This is a genomic window from Clostridium sp. 'deep sea' (assembly GCF_014931565.1).
Classification (GTDB): Bacteria; Bacillota; UBA994; order PWPR01; family PWPR01.
Genome location: NZ_CP063353.1, coordinates 2,764,802 through 2,781,857 on the forward strand (window position 1 = coordinate 2,764,802; position 17,056 = coordinate 2,781,857).

The 17,056-nt window shown below is 34.3% G+C and carries 17 protein-coding genes; 13 read left to right on the top strand and 4 right to left on the bottom strand.

The window, feature by feature from the left end; genetic code table 11:
- Positions 1-148 precede the first annotated feature (148 nt).
- Positions 149-1,471 carry a serine hydrolase domain-containing protein gene (locus tag IMX26_RS12790; protein WP_195158778.1) on the top strand — a complete coding sequence of 441 codons (1,323 nt, stop codon included), beginning with the start codon at positions 149-151 and terminating at the stop codon, positions 1,469-1,471.
- Between the two features lie 138 nt (positions 1,472-1,609).
- On the opposite strand, the gene IMX26_RS12795 is transcribed toward IMX26_RS12790, so the two are convergent.
- The 4 genes from IMX26_RS12795 to IMX26_RS12805 all read right to left on the bottom strand — a co-directional run bounded on the left by IMX26_RS12795 (position 1,610) and on the right by IMX26_RS12805 (position 3,880).
- Positions 1,610-2,143 carry an IS110 family transposase gene (locus tag IMX26_RS12795; protein WP_347707912.1) on the bottom strand — a complete coding sequence of 178 codons (534 nt, stop codon included), beginning with the start codon at positions 2,141-2,143 and terminating at the stop codon, positions 1,610-1,612.
- Positions 2,144-2,210: 67 nt separating this feature from the next.
- The gene (locus IMX26_RS12800) at positions 2,211-2,813 is read right to left on the bottom strand and encodes a transposase (RefSeq protein WP_195158780.1); all 603 of its coding nucleotides are present in this window, start codon (positions 2,811-2,813) and stop codon (positions 2,211-2,213) included.
- Positions 2,810-2,935, bottom strand: a complete 126-nt coding sequence (locus IMX26_RS18170; protein WP_279324859.1) for a hypothetical protein — start codon at positions 2,933-2,935, stop codon at positions 2,810-2,812. The genes IMX26_RS12800 and IMX26_RS18170 overlap by 4 nt, the downstream gene beginning before the upstream one ends.
- Positions 2,936-3,271: 336 nt before the next feature.
- The gene (locus IMX26_RS12805; protein ID WP_195158781.1) at positions 3,272-3,880 is read right to left on the bottom strand and encodes a CoA pyrophosphatase; all 609 of its coding nucleotides are present in this window, start codon (positions 3,878-3,880) and stop codon (positions 3,272-3,274) included.
- 102 nt (positions 3,881-3,982) lie between these two features.
- Between IMX26_RS12805 and IMX26_RS12810 the strand changes: the two genes are divergently transcribed.
- The 12 genes from IMX26_RS12810 to IMX26_RS12865 all read left to right on the top strand — a co-directional run bounded on the left by IMX26_RS12810 (position 3,983) and on the right by IMX26_RS12865 (position 17,038).
- Positions 3,983-4,492: a ferritin gene (locus IMX26_RS12810; RefSeq protein ID WP_195158782.1), complete on the top strand. Its 510-nt coding sequence runs from the start codon at positions 3,983-3,985 to the stop codon at positions 4,490-4,492.
- A 3-nt stretch (positions 4,493-4,495) separates the two neighbouring features.
- Entirely contained in the window at positions 4,496-5,119 is a 624-nt protein-coding gene (locus IMX26_RS12815; protein WP_195158783.1) for a C39 family peptidase, read from the top strand.
- A gap of 433 nt (positions 5,120-5,552) precedes the next feature.
- Positions 5,553-7,196 carry an ABC transporter substrate-binding protein gene (locus IMX26_RS12820; RefSeq protein WP_195158784.1) on the top strand — a complete coding sequence of 548 codons (1,644 nt, stop codon included), beginning with the start codon at positions 5,553-5,555 and terminating at the stop codon, positions 7,194-7,196.
- Between the two features lie 98 nt (positions 7,197-7,294).
- On the top strand, positions 7,295-8,266 hold the full coding sequence (locus IMX26_RS12825) for an ABC transporter permease (RefSeq protein ID WP_195158785.1): 972 nt from the start codon (positions 7,295-7,297) through the stop codon (positions 8,264-8,266).
- 8 nt (positions 8,267-8,274) lie between these two features.
- Positions 8,275-9,153, top strand: coding sequence for an oligopeptide ABC transporter permease (opp4C, locus tag IMX26_RS12830; protein WP_195158786.1), 879 nt, complete (start codon positions 8,275-8,277; stop codon positions 9,151-9,153).
- Positions 9,154-9,165: 12 nt separating this feature from the next.
- Positions 9,166-10,140, top strand: a complete 975-nt coding sequence (locus tag IMX26_RS12835) for an ABC transporter ATP-binding protein (protein WP_195158787.1) — start codon at positions 9,166-9,168, stop codon at positions 10,138-10,140.
- A 9-nt stretch (positions 10,141-10,149) separates the two neighbouring features.
- On the top strand, positions 10,150-11,118 hold the full coding sequence (locus IMX26_RS12840; RefSeq protein ID WP_195158788.1) for a dipeptide ABC transporter ATP-binding protein: 969 nt from the start codon (positions 10,150-10,152) through the stop codon (positions 11,116-11,118).
- A gap of 373 nt (positions 11,119-11,491) precedes the next feature.
- On the top strand, positions 11,492-13,123 hold the full coding sequence (locus IMX26_RS12845) for a peptide-binding protein (RefSeq protein WP_195158789.1): 1,632 nt from the start codon (positions 11,492-11,494) through the stop codon (positions 13,121-13,123).
- A 62-nt stretch (positions 13,124-13,185) separates the two neighbouring features.
- Positions 13,186-14,169 carry an ABC transporter permease gene (locus tag IMX26_RS12850; RefSeq protein WP_195158790.1) on the top strand — a complete coding sequence of 328 codons (984 nt, stop codon included), beginning with the start codon at positions 13,186-13,188 and terminating at the stop codon, positions 14,167-14,169.
- 36 nt (positions 14,170-14,205) lie between these two features.
- Positions 14,206-15,060, top strand: a complete 855-nt coding sequence (gene opp4C, locus IMX26_RS12855) for an oligopeptide ABC transporter permease (RefSeq protein ID WP_195158791.1) — start codon at positions 14,206-14,208, stop codon at positions 15,058-15,060.
- Positions 15,061-15,075: 15 nt separating this feature from the next.
- Positions 15,076-16,074 (top strand): ABC transporter ATP-binding protein, encoded by a 999-nt coding sequence (locus tag IMX26_RS12860; protein WP_195158792.1) that lies wholly within the window; start codon positions 15,076-15,078, stop codon positions 16,072-16,074.
- Positions 16,067-17,038 (top strand): dipeptide ABC transporter ATP-binding protein, encoded by a 972-nt coding sequence (locus IMX26_RS12865; RefSeq protein WP_195158793.1) that lies wholly within the window; start codon positions 16,067-16,069, stop codon positions 17,036-17,038. Before IMX26_RS12860 ends, IMX26_RS12865 begins: the two co-directional genes overlap by 8 nt.
- The last annotated feature ends 18 nt before the right edge of the window (positions 17,039-17,056 follow it).

Here is a 17,056-nt window from a genome sequence, read left to right on the forward strand (position 1 = left end):
TGACTTAAAATAATTATACCGTATTGATTATTATTATAACAGCAAAAATTACTATGGAGTAAAAGAATTGATTATTACATAAGCTAAATAGCAGGAAAGCCAGTATAGGCATTGAATAAACTCATATACAAAGAAAGGGTGGAGAGTAATGAGCTATAAGTGGAATACATTTGAAGATTATGTTAAGGGTTTAATGCTGGAAGAACATATAGCTGGAGCTGCAGTGGCAATTAGCAAAAATGGCAAAATTATATACCAGCAAGGCTTTGGTCAGCGTGATGTAGAAAAAGGTTTACCTGTTACCCCTAATACCATTATGGGAATTGCCTCAGTAAGTAAATCTTTCACTGCACTACAGATTATGAGATTAGCAGCTAAAGGTATATTGAGTGTAGATGATTTAGTTATAAAGCATTTACCAGAATTAAAGTTGCCTAATATGGAGATGAATAAGGTTAAAATTCATCATCTTCTTTCGCATACAACCGGTTTACCACCAATTGAACGTCATCAGGATCACAAGTCTTTTGATTGTCACATTGAGTATTTAAATTATTACAAAACAGAGCCATTGGGCGAACCTAGCCAGTACTTTAGTTATGCTAACGATACCTTTTTATTGTTAGGAGCTATTATAGAGAAATACAGTGGCAAGCTTTATAACAGAGCCATGACCCAGCTTTTAGATGAACTAGAAATGAATCGCTCTACTTATTATATAGAAGAACTAGACAAATTTAATGATGTTACAGAGAATTATACCTATAGTAAAGCTTTAGCAGAATGGCAAAGCTGTAATTGGCCACAGCTGGGAGTTTTTGAGGTTGGCGGAGGAGTTCGCTCCTGTGTTACAGATTTATTGAATTATGGCGAGCTGTATGTTAATAATGGATTTTTTAAGGGCAAAGAGATTATTCCAAAGGAATATTTGCAAAAGATGTGGCAACCAGTTTATGAGGTGAGTAAAGGGCAGTACTATGGTTATGCCTTAAAATCTACACCAGCTTATGCGGGAGTAACAGTTGTTGAACATGGTGGTTCCCAGCCGGGTGTAGCATCTAATTTTGGTTTTGTACCAGAAGAAAAACTAGTGGTAGCAGTTTTAAGTAATGTATCGGGTGCACCTGCTAATAGTATTTTCACAGCTGCAGTAAATACTGTTTTAGGGTTAGATATAGACTTTAAACCATTAAAACAAACTAAAACTAACTTAACAAATGAGCAAGTAGATAAATTAACAGGTTATTATGCCTCAGATGAAGGTGGCAACATACTTATATATAGAGATGGCAAAAATATTAAAGCTGTTTCAAATAATGAGCATTTCACTTTGTACGCTTTAAGTGAAACTATGTTAGCAATTAACGAGAAAAAAATAAAAAATACTATAAAATTTTACTTAAAAGAGGGCAAAGATAAAGCTTGGGCCGTATTCTTAGGTTCTAGGGTATTGTGTAGGGTAAAAGAATAGTTTTTGCCCAAAGATTTCTTGTATCTTCGTAGTCCAGCTAGCATTAGTCAATAAGAAATAAAAAAAATAAGAGTAGGTATAAGAGTACACTTAATAAGGCTTCCGAAAAAGCCGAACAATAAAAAATGAAGTATAGTATTAGGCAGCTAAGATATTTTTCTTAGAATTGTTTTCAACAAACATCCTTTTATGAATTTTAGGGTCTCTAACAACATAAGGATTTCTATTCTTAAGAACAGAAAAAACATATCTAAGTAACTTATTCATAACAGCAACAACGCGAACTTTCTTTTTCTTATGCTTTAATTGCTCATGGTAATAATGATGAAGAGTAGAGTTTACAGGTTTTTGGTTAGGGCTTTTTCTAATACAGTGTAGAGCAAAAGAATATAATACCTTTCTACCAATAGAAGTACCTCTTTTAGACATCTTATTTTTGTCACCTTTAAACTTACCAGATTCATTAACACTAGGATCAACACCAAAAAAGGCAACTAATTGCTGTGGTTTAGAAAAATTATCAATAGAGCCTATAGCCGAAAGTAAGGTAATAGCAGTCATTGAACCTAGACCTTTAAAAGAAGATAATAGGTCTAAATCCTCATGGAATTTAGCTCCAAAATCAGCATCATTAATATAAACATTAATTTCAGCATAAAGATCATCAATCAGTTCAGTATGGAACTTATAACTAGCAAGAAAACGTGTAACCTTACGAGCAAAAAAATTGAGTTAATGCCTAAAAAAGAGCCTCATTAGCTATTTGAAGTAGTTCTAGATACTTTTTGTTAGACCATTCTAAGCCACATTTTGCAGTTGTTCTTAGTAAATGAATTACATCATCTTGCACTGCATCAATAAAACTTTGAGGAGTAGGATAGTTTTCAAAAAAAGCGAGAGCTGTCTTAGAACATATATTAGAGAAAGCTTTCTTTAACCCAGGGTAATAAACATTCAAGGAATTAGAAAACTCTTTTTTAACATTAGCCCTATCATCTATCCGGTTATAATATTCTCTAACTAAAAATTTAAGGTGCAAAAAATCTTCTGGAATATCCATTGAAGTTTTAACATTGTCGAATTTACCAAGCTTTGCAAGAGAAAGAGAGTCTCTTTTATCATTTTTCACTTTTCTAATATTAAAATTCCTGTTAGAATTAGATATCAGAGGATTTATCACAGATATATCCTTCTGGTTTTTTCTAAGGAAATGAAGAAGAGTTAAGTGATATATTCCCGTGCTTTCACAAAATAACTTGGGACTATCACCAAACTCTTCTTCTATTTTATTAATAAGATTTACAAGCTTGGTTAGTCCATCAAGATTATGATGAAACTTCAAATTTTTTTATAAATATCTCCATTAGGAGATAGAATTGTAACAACTGAGAAGTTTGCAGCAACATCAATTCCAGCAACAGGTACGTTATAATAATTAGCCATAGTAAGTTCCTTTCTATCCAAAATGAGAGTAATATTGTGAGTCATTAACCTTGTTCGTTACCCGAATAGTTCTCTTGCTTATGATCAAGAGAAATTCAACCAGCTAAACCAATGAAACTCACATAATTACAGACTACGTCACGAATATAAACTCTTAAGAGTCATTCAAGGGGCGTACGTATATCTCTCATAGCATTATGTTACTATGAATTTAGAGTAAGGTTAAGTGGTTGAACTTCTATTCAATCACAAACAATACTTCTGAATACCTAACTATTATTCGTTTTAATCCTTATTCATTTTTTATATCTTAATTATACAAGGGGCTGGTCTTGTACCAGCCTTTTGTATTGTGTTTTACTTCAGTAAAGAAATAAAATTCATAATAATCCTAGCAGTTAACCCCCAAATAATTCGATGCTGATAGTAGTAAAAGGGTACGTCAAAATTCCCCCTATGCCAAGTGTATTCACGTCCATTGGGTATTTGGTCGTATGGAAAGGTTTCGTCGGGGTGACAATTAACAGCTACTAAATAGGTGTCTGGCTGTGTGTTAATAAAAAAATGTAAAGGTACAGTAAAAATTTCAGATACCTCACTTGCATTTGGGTGCATATCATTTAAACTACAGTTTACTTCAGCCAAACCGGTATGAATAGTTTTAGTATGAGAAGCAGAGACAATATCTAACTCACAAATCCAATTAAAACAGGTTTTAGCTATGCCTAGTTCCTCAGTAGACTCTCTTATAGCGGCCTCTTGCCAAGTCTCTTTATTCTCAACTCTTCCGCCCGGAAAAGATATTTCACTGGGTTGGTTTTTGAGCGTGGCTGCTCTTACTTCAAATAATAAATGAAGCTTATTGTTGATTTCAACTAAAGGCACAAGAACTGAATAGTGCTTATGTTTGTAAGCATAGGTTTCTGTTCTATTTTGTAATTTGTTTTTAATTTCTGTTATATGCATTTATATCTCTTCCCATGGTATAATAGTGATAGTACAGTATAGATTATTATATGTAATATAGTAATGTAAAAAGCAGTACAAAGTCAAAAAGAGGTGAAAGTTATGTTATCTAAAAAACTAGCCCAAGCTATTAATGATCAAATGAATTTTGAGCTTTATTCTGGGCACGTATATGTTGCTATGTCTGCTTGGTGTGCTGCAAATGATTTGCCAGGTTTCGCTAATTGGTTTGTAGTACAAGAACAAGAAGAGCGATTTCATGGTATGAAATTCTTTGGATTTTTAACAGAGATGGACGAGCGTCCAATTTTAACTGGTATGCCTGATCCCAAGAACGAATATGAGAGTTTAACAGAGGTATTTGAAGCGGCACTTGATCATGAAAAAGAAGTTACCTCAAGAATATATAATTTAATGGATATAGCTCATGACGAACGAGAGTACCGAACAATCAGTTTACTAAATTGGTTTATTGATGAACAACGCGAAGAAGAAGACACTGTTTCTGGCTTATTGGCAGTGATTCGTAGAATAGAGAGTAAGGGTTCTGAAATTTATCAGCTAGATAAAGAGGCAGCTACTAGAGTCTTTACACCCCCAACAACAGCTTAATTCATGACAAATAAAAACAAAAAACTGCTAGTTGCTTTTATTGGCATACTGGCAGTTTGTTTCTTTACCTTTTTACTAATTTTTAATCCTTTACCTATTAAAGCCACAAATCCTTGTGATACAGTAGATAGATATGTAATTAATACCCACAATAATAGCTTTCCAAAGCAAGGCAAAAATCAGTGTTCTGCTTTTAGTAGCGCCTTTATTTTAAGACACTTAGGACACAGTGTAGATGGAGCAACTATTTATGAAAATATAAGTGGTAAAATTAGTTTACCACCCTGGAGAGGTTATGTTTTTTACACAGGCATAATAAAAATGTTTAAATCTTATGGTTATAACATGAAAATTTATGTAGGTAACTTGGCATCATTAAGAACTACTCTTACTAATGAAATACCTCTTATAGTGCAAGTAGGCAACGGTTTAAAGTGGCAACATTATATGGTGTTAATTGGTTATGATAAATATCTAAAAGAGCTTTATTTTTATGACCCCAATAAACATAGCGATACAAACAATGAACAACCAGGTAATAGAACCTTAAATGAAGAAAAGTTTTTAGAGCTTTGGAATAACAAAACTTTTTTATTCAATAGAAGTTATTTTGTAGTTGAAAAATGATTTAGGTATAGATTTTAACAAAGCAATTAACACCTATTAGCTTTATTTGGCTATGAAAAAAAATAATACTTAAAATTTTTACTTATAATCAGAGTTAAATATACATAATTTATGTATAAAAAAGTTTAATAAATTTACTAAAACACAAAAAACAGCCTAAAATAAGCTTATTTTTGTGTTTTTTTATTTTTCCTATTGCATATTTATAAATTATGATGTATATTTATACACAACACAAAAAAGTGTTAAGAAAAAATTAGGGGGTGGTTGTTATTTGTGATCGATATGAGCATATCAAAAAAATATGCTTTTTAAGGTGCGATAAGTTACGGATCAAAAACAAGCTACCCATGTTACCAAGATATTAAACTTAAAAATAGAAAATTAGCAAAATTCTATAGATAAAATTTAAAAATAAAGTGGAGGATAACAAATGAAAAAATATGGCTTTTTAATATGTTTGTTAATAGTATCAGTGTTGGCGGCAGGTTGTAATTCCGCATCTGGACCCATAAATAATCCAAGTGATACTAATGGGCCGGTATTTGGCGGGCAGTATACCTATGGCATTACGGGTGAACCTACAACCCTTAATCCTATCTTCTCAACAGATTCAGCTACTAGTGGTATTACAAATTTAGTTTATGATAGCTTGCTTACTATCGATGAGAATTTAGAGGTTGCATCTGAGTTAGCTACAGACTGGACTATTTCAGAAGATAACAAGGTATTGACTTTTAATTTGAAGCAGGATGTAAAATGGCATGACGGAGAAAAATTTACTGCTGAAGATGTAAAATACACCTACGATGTAGTAATGCACGATGATTATACTGGGGTTAGAGCAAAGGACTTAAAATATGTTGAAAAAGTAGAGGCTACTAGTGAGTATGTAGTGAAAATTTATCTCAAACAAGTAGATGCACCTTTAATGACTAAATTAGCTGGTTCAGCTTTAGGAATTTTGCCTAAACACATTTTTGAAAATACAGCAGTAAAAGATTTAAAAGAGCATGTAAATAGTTGGAACCCAATTGGCACAGGTCCATATAAATTTGTAGAGTATAAACCAGGCCAGCACACAATTTTAACAGCCAACACCGAGTACTATGGTGACGGTCCATATATTGAAACAATTATGGTAAAAACTTATCAGGATACTCAAGTATTATTAGCTGCTTTTGAAAACGGGGATGTAGACTATATTGATGAAATTCCTGTTAATGATATAGAGCATGTTAAAAGCTCCTTAAAAGATACCGTAGAATTTAAAGAAGGGCCTCAAAACAGATATAACTATATTGGTCTTAAACAAAATCATCCAATTTTGGGTGACCTAAAAGTTCGTCAGGCATTAATGTATGCCCTTGATCGTGACACAATTATTAATACTGTTTTTAAGGGTTATGGTACAGTAGTTAACTCGCATGGCGTGCCATTTTCATGGGCTTATTCTGATGATGTTAATAAATATGAGCAAAATAAAGATAAAGCAATTAGCTTACTAGAAGAAGCTGGTTGGGACAAAGTTGGATCAGATGGTATTCGTGTTAATAACAAAGGTGATAAGCTAACTTTTGTTATGGTGTCAGCTACTGGTAATGAAGATATTTCAAATGTTATTTCTATGATAGATGAACAGTGGAAGGCTATTGGTATTGATGTAGTAGTTGAATACTATGAGCGTTCAGTATTATTTAGTAAATATTTAGATGTCGGTAAGTTTGAGGCCTATATGTGGGGCTGGAACCTAGGGGTAGACCCTGATTCTTATTTAATGTTCCATAGTGATTGTGCTTTAGATGAAAATGGAGTATTACAAGGATTTAATGACGTTGAATATAAAAACGATGATATTGATACATGGTTAGTAGATGGACGTAAAACCTTTGATATTGAGCAGCGTAAAGCAATTTACGCTAAAATATCTAAAAAACTAAATGAAGAATTACCATATGTATTTCTTTATACAAACAATTTAGTTAAGGGCATGAATAATAAAGTTAAAAATGTAGTTTGGTCACCACTTGAGCCAATTAAGATTAATAAGTGGTATATAGATCCAGCATTCCATTAAAAATTGGGGGTCAGGTTAGAAAATTAATCTGACCCCTAGAGATTAACTTAAAGAAGTGGTCCTAGGTCAAGAAAAAAGACAAAGTGAGGTGAAAGTGTATGGGTAAGTATATAGTTCGTCGTATTTTTCAAATGATAATTGTTTTAATTGGGATTTCATTAATCTCCTTTTCTATAATGCAACTAGCACCAGGAGACCCTATTGATTTATTAGCCGATAGAAATTCAACACCAGCAGAAAAAGCCCATATTCGATCACTCTATGGCTTAGATAAACCCCTACTAGTTCAATATTATAATTGGATTAGCCAGGTGTTAAGAGGAAATTTTGGCACATCATTTATAACTGGACAGCCTGTTTTAAAAATGATTATGGATCGTCTTCCTGCAACCCTATGGTTAAATTTTTGGGCTATGATCTTAATTTATTTATTAGCAATACCTATAGGTATGTTATCTGCTTTAAAGCAATACTCGTGGTTTGATCAAATTGTGACAACAATTGCTTTTTTAGGAAAAGCACTACCTCAATTTTGGTTTGCCTTAATGCTTATTTACTTGGTAGGTATGAGATTTGACTTTATTGAAATTTCCAGAATGTCTACCTACGGAGTTACTATTGCTAAATCTGGTTTTTTAGCAGTAGTGGTGGATAGATTAAAGTATATGATTTTGCCTTTAACTGTTTTAACCTTTAGTGGTATGGCTGGTATTGCCCGTTATATGAGAGCGAGCATGTTAGATGTTAAACATCAAGACTATATTAGAACAGCTAGGGCTAAGGGCTTATCAGAAAAGCAGGTTGTAACAAAACATGCCTTTAAAAACTCGCTATTACCTATTGTTACTCTAATTGGCTTTGAACTGCCCATTATGTTTAGCGGATCTGTTGTTATCGAAACTATTTTTTCATGGCCGGGTATAGGTTTATTGGCTGTTAACTCCATATTTCAGCGCGATTATATGGTGGTTATGGCTTTTAATATGTTAGGGGCTGTAATGACAGTATTAGGTATGTTTTTAGCAGATTTACTTTATGTTGTTGTAGATCCAAGAATTAAGCTAAAGTAGAGGTGAGCATGGTGTTTAAAATAACAAAAAAAGCAAAAATTAATAATAATACAAGCTATGCTCAAATGGTGTGGAAGCGCTTTAAGCGCCATAAACTAGCTTTAGTTAGTTTGATTTTTTTAGCCACTATTATTGTTTTAGCTATCTTAGCTCCTATTATAACTAGTTATAGTTATGAAGAGACAGATGTTGAACATAGTATGCAGCCTCCCAGTAAACTTCATTGGTTAGGAACAGATAGAATCGGTAGAGATATCTTTAGTAGAATGGTTTGGGGTAGCAGAATAAGCCTTAGTGTTGGTTTAGTTGCTGCTGCTGTTTCTGTTTTTGTAGGAACTTTAATAGGGGCAATAGCTGGCTACTTTGGTGGTATAGTAGATGATATTTTAATGAGATTTACTGAAATGGTAATGTCTTTTCCAGTTATATTTTTGTTATTAACTATTATTTCTATTGTTGAACGTAGTGTATTTAACGTAATGTTAGTAATTGGCTTAACATCATGGCCAGGGTTAGCCCGTTTAATTAGAGGTCAGTTTTTGTCTCTACGTGAAACTGGCTATGTAGAGGCTGCAAAGGCCTTAGGGGCAGGACATAAACGAATTATTTGTAAACACATGTTATTAAACTGTATGGCTCCTATTATTGTAAATGCAACCCTTAGGGTAGGTAGTGCTATTTTAGCAGAGAGTAGTTTAAGTTTTTTGGGCTTAGGAATAACTGATCCGCCTAGTTGGGGTACTATATTAAACTCTGGTAGGCACTACATGCGTAACGCAGCTTGGATAACTATTTTTCCGGGCATAATGATATTTTTAACTGTCTTAGCATTTAACTATGTGGGTGATGGTTTGCGTGATGCTTTAGACCCACACTTAAAGCGCTAGGGGGAGATAATAATGAATAAATTATTAGAGGTACAGGGTTTAAAAACGGTATATGATACTGAAGATGGCAGGCTAGTGGCTGTAGATAATGTTTCGTTTAATGTATTACGAGGCGAAACTCTTGCTATTGTAGGAGAGAGTGGCTCTGGTAAAAGTCAAACTGCCTTTTCTATTTTACAACTAATATCACAGCCGGGCAAAATTATTGCTGGCAGTGTTAAATACGAAAATCAAGAATTGTTAAGTTTAAATAATAAACAAATGCAAAAGATTCGTGGAAACGAAATCTCAATTATTTTTCAAGAACCTATGACAAGCCTTAATCCTGTTCAAACAATAGGTAAACAAATTGCAGAGGGTTTAATACTTCATCAGGGATTAACTAAAAAACAGGCTCTAGTAAAAGCCGTAACGTTATTAAAGCAGGTAGGTATATCTGATCCTCAAAAAAGAGTCAAGGAATACCCTCATCAAATGTCTGGTGGTATGAGACAAAGGGTAATGATTGCCATGGCTTTAGCTTGTAAGCCAAAGCTATTAATAGCCGATGAGCCCACAACAGCCTTAGATGTAACTATACAGGCTCAAATATTGGCAGAAATGGATAAACTAAAACAGAAACTAGATATGAGTATTTTGCTCATCACTCACGACCTTGGTGTAGTTGCAGAAATGGCAGATAGGGTAGTAGTTATGTATGCTGGTCAGGTAGTTGAGGTGAGTAGTGTTTTTGAGATATTTGAGTCTCCCAAACACCCCTATACCATTGGCTTAATAAAATCCATGCCAACATTACATGACGAAAAAGAATGGCTAGCAGTAATCAAAGGAAGTGTTCCTGATCCATTGCAGAAACCACAGGGCTGTAAGTTTCACCCTAGGTGTGTATACGCTAAAGAGAAATGTAAAACTTCCTCACCACCTATTACTGAGTTAAATAATAATAGCTGTGTTAGGTGCTGGTATCCTCAAAATATACAAGGGTAGTGATAGCTTATGAAGAATAAAATTTTACAAGTGAATAACTTGAAAAAGCACTACCCAATTAGTGGTGGTTGGTTTAGTAAAGATAAAAAGTCAGTTAAAGCAGTTGATGGCATTAGTTTTGAAGTCTTTGAGGGAGAGACACTAGGTATTGTGGGGGAGAGTGGCTGCGGTAAGTCTACAATGGCTCGTACTCTATTAGGACTACACGAGGCAACGGCTGGAGAAGTTCTTTATAACAATACAAATATCTTAAAACTTAAAGGTAATAAGCTAAGAGCTATAAGGCAAGAAATGCAAATTATTTTTCAGGACCCTTATTCATCGCTTAACCCCCGCTTAACTATAGAGCAAATTATTAAAGAACCTTTAGAGATTCATAAGTTAGGTAGCGAAAAACAGCAACAAGATAGAGTGGTAGAACTAATAGAAACAGTTGGTTTAACAGTACAGCACTTAAAAAGATATCCCCATGAATTTAGTGGTGGTCAGCGTCAACGTATTGGCATTGCCCGGGCTTTAGCCTTAAATCCTAAGCTATTATTATGTGATGAACCTGTATCTGCTTTAGATGTTTCTATTCAATCACAAATACTAAACTTATTAAAGAAGTTACAAAAAAGCTTAAACCTAACCTATATATTTATAGCCCATGATTTAAGTGTTGTTAAACATGTTAGTGATAGAGTTGCGGTTATGTATTTAGGCAAAATAGTTGAAATTGCAGATGCTAAAGAGTTATATGAAAACCCAAAACACCCCTATACTAAGGCCTTATTATCTGCTATACCTGAGCCTAATCCTAGGGTAAAAAAACAGCGAATCATTTTAAAGGGTGATGTACCTAGTCCTACAAACCCACCTAATGGTTGTAGTTTTCATACTCGCTGTGTAAGTTGTGAACAAATTTGCACTAAACAAATGCCTGAATTAAAACCGGTTGCTGAAAATCATCTAGTAGCTTGCCATATAAATAAGTAAACTAGCTATAACAACTAATAAAATAATAGTAAGACTGCATCACTAAACTAGTGTGCAGTCTTTTTATTTACGGTATTTTCAGCAAAAGAGAACTATTTAATATCATGATAAATATAAGCAAGATTTAAGACTTTTAACTAAAAAATAATAGCAAAAATAAATGCAAATATAGAATGAAAAATAGAGTGCTTGTATATATATTTATATAAGACAAAAATACTAAGTTATATCTGAGAAGTTGCTATAACAAATTGTTAGGCTCTTTACCATGCAAAAATATCTAATTAAAATGAGGTGATAAAAAATAAACTAATTGTAAGTATTAGTCAGTTTGAACTGTTGTTAAAATTAATTTTTGTAGGGGGAGAACTTTGTGAAAAAATATTCTATAGTAATTATTACTGCTTTAATAATATTATTAGTTTTTGCAGGTTGTACAAAAAGCACAACTCCAACTGACAACAAAGATACTACGCCTAAGTATGGAAATATGTACAGAATTGGTTCCATTGGTGAACCAACAACCTTCAGTCCAGTTTTTGCAACCGATGCTAGATCATCTTTTATAATAAATTTATTGTTCGATAGTTTATTAGATACAGATGAAAACCTAGAGATAAAAGCCCAAATAGCTAAAACTTGGGATATATCTGAAGATGGTTTAGAATTAACTTTTTACCTAAGAGACGATGTTTATTTTCATGATGGGGAAAAATTAAATGCTGATGACGTAGAGTTTACTTATAATGTGGTTTTGCATGATGATTATGCTGGTGTAAGAAAAGAAGACCTAAAATTTGTAGATTCTGTTGAAGCTGTAGATGATCATACCTTTAAAATTTATATGACTAAACCAGATGCAGCTTTAATGTTTTCGGTAGCTAGTTCAAGCTTTGGTATTATGCCTAAACATATCTTTGAGGATACTGCAATTGCTGAAATAAAAGAACATGAAAACAGTTGGGATCCAATTGGAACTGGTCCTTATAAATTTAAAGAATATACCTCTGGTCAGCGAATTGTATTAGAAGCAAATGAAGACTATTACGATGGTGCTCCGCAAATTAAAACAATACTAGAAAAAGTGTATCAGGATTCTCAGGTAATGTTAGCGGCCTTTGAAAATGGAGATTTAGACTACTTTGGCAGTATTCCCAAAGATGATGTGGACCGTGTTCAAGAGACTTTAAAAGATGAGATGCAGTTTAAGAGAACTCCTGCCTTACAGTATAATTACATCGGCCTAAAACAAACCCATCCCATCTTTAAAAATAAAACAGTACGCCATGCTATGATGCATGCTTTAGATCGAAAAATCATTATTGATACAATCTTTAGAGGTTATGGCACAATGATTAACTCAGCTGGTGTTCCATTTCAGTGGTCATATAGTCCAAAAGCTAAATTATATGACGGTGGATCAGCTGAGGCTATTCGTTTATTAGAGCAAGCTGGTTGGTCTACTGTTGGCGATGATGGAATTCGTGTTAACGAAAGTGGCGAGAGATTTTCTTTTACTCTAGTAACCGGCTCTGGTAATGAAGAGAGATCTAATATGTTAGCAATGATTAAACAGCAGTGGAAAGAAGTAGGTATTGAAATGGAAGTTGAAGAAATGGAGACTTCAGTATTATTTGAAAAATATCTTGATGCCTTTAACTTCGATGCTTATTTTTGGGGTTGGAATTTAGGGCTAGATCCAGATTGCTCATCTATGTTCCATAGTAGCAGTGGACGAGATAAAGATGGCAACCCTGCAGGCTTTAATGATGTTGAAATTTACAATGAAGAACTAGATAGCTTATTGGATCAAGGCCGTTCTATCTATGATATTGAAGAGCGTAAGGTAATTTACCATCAGGTTCAAGAGTTACTTAATGAAGAGTTACCATATATATTCTTATATACAACAGATTCAGTACAGGCAATGCATAAGAGAATAAACAATGATGTATGGTCACCATTAGGTCCTATGTGGATTCATAAGTGGAGCATAGAAGAGTAATTTTATATAAACATGTGGCGAGTTAGCTTGCCACATGTTTATTATACACAAGGAGAATTTATATGGGAAAATATATTGCTCGAAGAATTATGCAAATGATAATTGTTATTATAGGTATAACAGTTATCTCATTTACTATAATGCAACTTGCTCCCGGTGACCCTGTAGATATTTTAGCTGGCCGTACAGCAACTCCCGAGCAAAAGGCACATATAAAACAACTATACGGATTAGATAGACCTGTTCTTGAGCAGTATTTTAACTGGGTCAGTAAGGTGTTTAGGGGTGATTTTGGCCATTCATTTATCACTGGGAAACCAGTATTAAGAATGATATTAGAGCGTTTACCCGCAACTTTACCCGCAACTTTATGGCTCAATTTTTGGGCAATGATTATAATCTATGTATTAGCAATTCCTATAGGCATGATATCTGCCTTAAAGCAGTACTCATGGTTTGATTATATCTCTACAACTTTAGCATTTTTGGTTAGAGCAATGCCTGCTTTTTGGCTGGCTTTATTGTTAGTTTATTTTGTTGGCATGAAAGTTGAGGGTATAGAGATTTCTGGCATGACTACCTATGGGGTTAACTGGGGTCAGCTACCATTTTTCACTGTTCTAAAGGATAGACTAAGTTACATAATTTTACCCCTAATTGTACTGTCCTTTGGTGGAATGGCTGGCATAACTCGTTTTATGAGAGCAAGCATGTTAGATGTAATTCATCAAGACTATGTACGAACAGCAAGAGCTAAAGGTTTACCAGAAAAAAAGGTTATAACAAGGCATGCTATGCGTAATGCATTGCTTCCTATTGTAACTTTAATTGGCTTTGAGTTACCAATACTGTTTAGTGGTTCAGTCATAATAGAAACCATCTTCTCGTGGCCAGGCATTGGATTATTAGCAATTAACTCAATATTCCAAAGAGATTACTTAGTAATTATGTCGTTTAATCTTATGGGTGCCATTATGACAGTAATCGGAATGTTTATTGCTGATATGCTTTATTTAGTTACCGATCCACGAATAAAGTATAATTAGGGGGGCTTCAAAATAGTTAAATTTAAAAACAAACAAATGCTGGCACAGTTAGAAGAGACCTATGCCCAAATGGTTTGGAGAAGGTTTAAACGACATAAATTAGCCCTTATAAGTTTAGTTTTTTTAGTATTTATATCTTTCATTGCTATATTTGCACCCCTAATATGCCCCTATGATTATGAGCAGATTAATACGGAACATATCTTAAAGCCTCCCTCAGCTCAGCATCTGTTTGGAACAGATAGAATAGGCAGAGATATATTCAGTAGAATAGTTCGGGGCAGTAGAATTAGTTTAAGTGTTGGTTTTATAGCAGCGGCCGTATCCGTGACAATTGGTACTGTAATTGGGGCACTTGCTGGTTACTTTGGTGGAATAGTTGATGATATTTTAATGAGATTTACTGAAATGGTAATGTCCTTTCCAGTCATATTCCTATTACTAACTATTATTGCTGTAGTTGATAGGAGTATATTAAATGTTATGTTAGTAATTGGTTTTACCTCATGGACTGGCTTGGCTCGAATAGTGAGAGGGCAGTTTTTGTCTTTGCGTGAAATGGATTACGTTGAGGCAGCAGAGGCCTTAGGAGCTAGTCATAAAAGAATAATTCTTAGGCATATGTTGCTTAACTGTATGGCTCCTATTATAGTTAATGCCACCCTAAGAGTAGGGGGAGCTATTTTAGCCGAATCGGGTTTAAGTTTTTTGGGGTTAGGTGTTGTGAATCCTCCTAGTTGGGGTGCTGTGCTTAACTCAGGTAGGTCTCATATGAGGTCAGCCCCTTGGATTACTTTAATACCTGGATTTATTATATTTTTAACAGTCTTATCCTTTAACTATATTGGAGACGGTCTACGTGATGCCTTAGACCCTCACCTAAAAAGATAGGGGAGAAGTGCAACTATGAATGAAATATTGTTAGATGTGCAAGATTTACGAACTGTTTATAAAACAATTGCTGGCGATATAGTAGCCGTAGATGGGGTTTCTTTTAGAGTTTATAAAGGAGAAACTTTAGCAATAGTAGGTGAAAGTGGTTCTGGAAAAAGCCAAACTGCATTCTCAATACTAAGATTAATTCCTCAACCACCCGGAAAAATAGAAAAAGGCAGAGTTTTTTTTAAGGGTAAAAATTTATTAGAGTTAAAAAACGAAGATTTGCAAAAGGTTAGAGGTAACGAAATATCTATTATATTTCAGGAGCCAATGACAAGTTTAAACCCAGTTCATACAGCAGGAAGGCAAATAGCTGAAGTCCTAGAATTGCATCAGGGGCTAAATAAAAAAAAGGCCTTGCAGAAGGCAGTTGAAATGCTAAAAATAGTGGGCATTCCAGATCCCCAACAAAGAATTAATGAGTACCCTCATCAGTTGTCGGGTGGCATGCGCCAACGGGTAATGATTGCTATGGCATTGGCCTGTAAACCAAGCCTCTTAATAGCCGACGAGCCAACTACTGCTTTAGATGTAACTATTCAGGCTCAAATATTAGCAGAGATGCAACGCTTAAAAGATAAATTTACTATGAGTATTATGTTAATAACCCATGATTTAGGGGTAGTTGCAGGCATGGCAGATAGGGTTGTGGTTATGTATGCTGGTCAGGTTGTAGAGGTCAACGACATACGGTCACTGTTTAAAAAGCCAATCCATCCCTATACTATAGGGCTACTTGAATCTATTCCTAAAATGGATCAAGATAATGAATGGCTTGAAGTTATTGATGGTAATGTGCCCGATCCCCTGCTAATGCCTAAAGGCTGTAGATTTAACCCTAGATGTAAATATGTTACCAAAAAATGTTTAACAGAAATGCCTCCTTTAATAACTATAGCTAATGATGTAAGTTATCGATGTTGGTATCCACATAACTTAACAAAGGGAGGTAGTAAAAGTGAGTAGTAATACCCTTTTAGAAGTAAAAAAACTTTATAAGTATTTTCCTCAAGGAAAAAATTGGTTTAAAAAAAACACCTCTTTTGTAAAAGCCGTAGATGGGGTCAGTTTTCATGTTAATAAGGGGGAAACTTTAGGAGTTGTTGGTGAAAGTGGTTGTGGCAAATCAACTTTGGCACGTACAATACTACGGCTACATAAAGCCACTGGTGGAGAAGTAAAATATAAAAATACCAATATAGCAAAGCTAACAAATAAAGAGATGCGACAGTATAGACAACATATGCAAATTATCTTTCAAGACCCTTATTCATCATTAAACCCCCGTTTAACTGTTGAGCAAATAATTAAAGAGCCTTTAGATATTCATCATTGGAAAACAAAAAATGAACGAAGCCAGCGTGTTAAGCAACTTATTGAAATAGTAGGGTTAACTACAAGGCATCTTAAACGTTACCCTCATGAATTTAGCGGTGGCCAAAGGCAGAGAATTGGCATAGCGAGAGCATTAGCTTTACAGCCTGAGCTAGTAATTTGTGATGAGCCTGTTTCTGCCCTAGATGTTTCAATTCAGTCTCAAATCTTAAATCTGTTAAGAAAATTGCAAATTGAATATAAGCTTACTTATATATTTATTGCCCATGATTTAAGTGTAGTTAAACACATTAGTAATCGGGTTGCCGTAATGTACTTAGGTAAAATAGTTGAAATAGCAGCCGCCAAACAACTCTATAATAAGCCGACTCACCCCTATACTCAGGCTTTATTGTCTGCGATACCAGAGCCGGATCCCGACCTAAAAAAGCAAAGGATATTGCTGAAGGGTGATGTTCCTAGTCCCTGTAATCCACCTTCGGGATGTAGGTTTCACACAAGGTGTATGCATTGTATGGATATATGTAAAATGCAAGAGCCAGCTACAGTTGAAATAGCTAAGAATCACTTTGTATCTTGTCATTTAATTACATAAATTATATTGAGCTATGAT

Excerpts from the sequence above, each read along its gene's own strand:
- opp4C (WP_195158786.1), top strand. The coding sequence starts at position 8,275 with ATGGTGTTTAAAATAACAAAAAAAGCAAAAATTAATAATAATACAAGC.
- opp4C (WP_195158791.1), top strand. The coding sequence starts at position 14,206 with ATGCTGGCACAGTTAGAAGAGACCTATGCCCAAATGGTTTGGAGAAGG.
- IMX26_RS12805 (WP_195158781.1), bottom strand. The coding sequence starts at position 3,880 with ATGCATATAACAGAAATTAAAAACAAATTACAAAATAGAACAGAAACC.
- IMX26_RS12825 (WP_195158785.1), top strand. The coding sequence starts at position 7,295 with ATGGGTAAGTATATAGTTCGTCGTATTTTTCAAATGATAATTGTTTTA.
- IMX26_RS12840 (WP_195158788.1), top strand. The coding sequence starts at position 10,150 with ATGAAGAATAAAATTTTACAAGTGAATAACTTGAAAAAGCACTACCCA.
- IMX26_RS12820 (WP_195158784.1), top strand. The coding sequence starts at position 5,553 with ATGAAAAAATATGGCTTTTTAATATGTTTGTTAATAGTATCAGTGTTG.
- IMX26_RS12790 (WP_195158778.1), top strand. The coding sequence starts at position 149 with ATGAGCTATAAGTGGAATACATTTGAAGATTATGTTAAGGGTTTAATG.
- IMX26_RS12815 (WP_195158783.1), top strand. The coding sequence starts at position 4,496 with ATGACAAATAAAAACAAAAAACTGCTAGTTGCTTTTATTGGCATACTG.
- IMX26_RS12860 (WP_195158792.1), top strand. The coding sequence starts at position 15,076 with ATGAATGAAATATTGTTAGATGTGCAAGATTTACGAACTGTTTATAAA.
- IMX26_RS12850 (WP_195158790.1), top strand. The coding sequence starts at position 13,186 with ATGGGAAAATATATTGCTCGAAGAATTATGCAAATGATAATTGTTATT.
- IMX26_RS12810 (WP_195158782.1), top strand. The coding sequence starts at position 3,983 with ATGTTATCTAAAAAACTAGCCCAAGCTATTAATGATCAAATGAATTTT.
- IMX26_RS12835 (WP_195158787.1), top strand. The coding sequence starts at position 9,166 with ATGAATAAATTATTAGAGGTACAGGGTTTAAAAACGGTATATGATACT.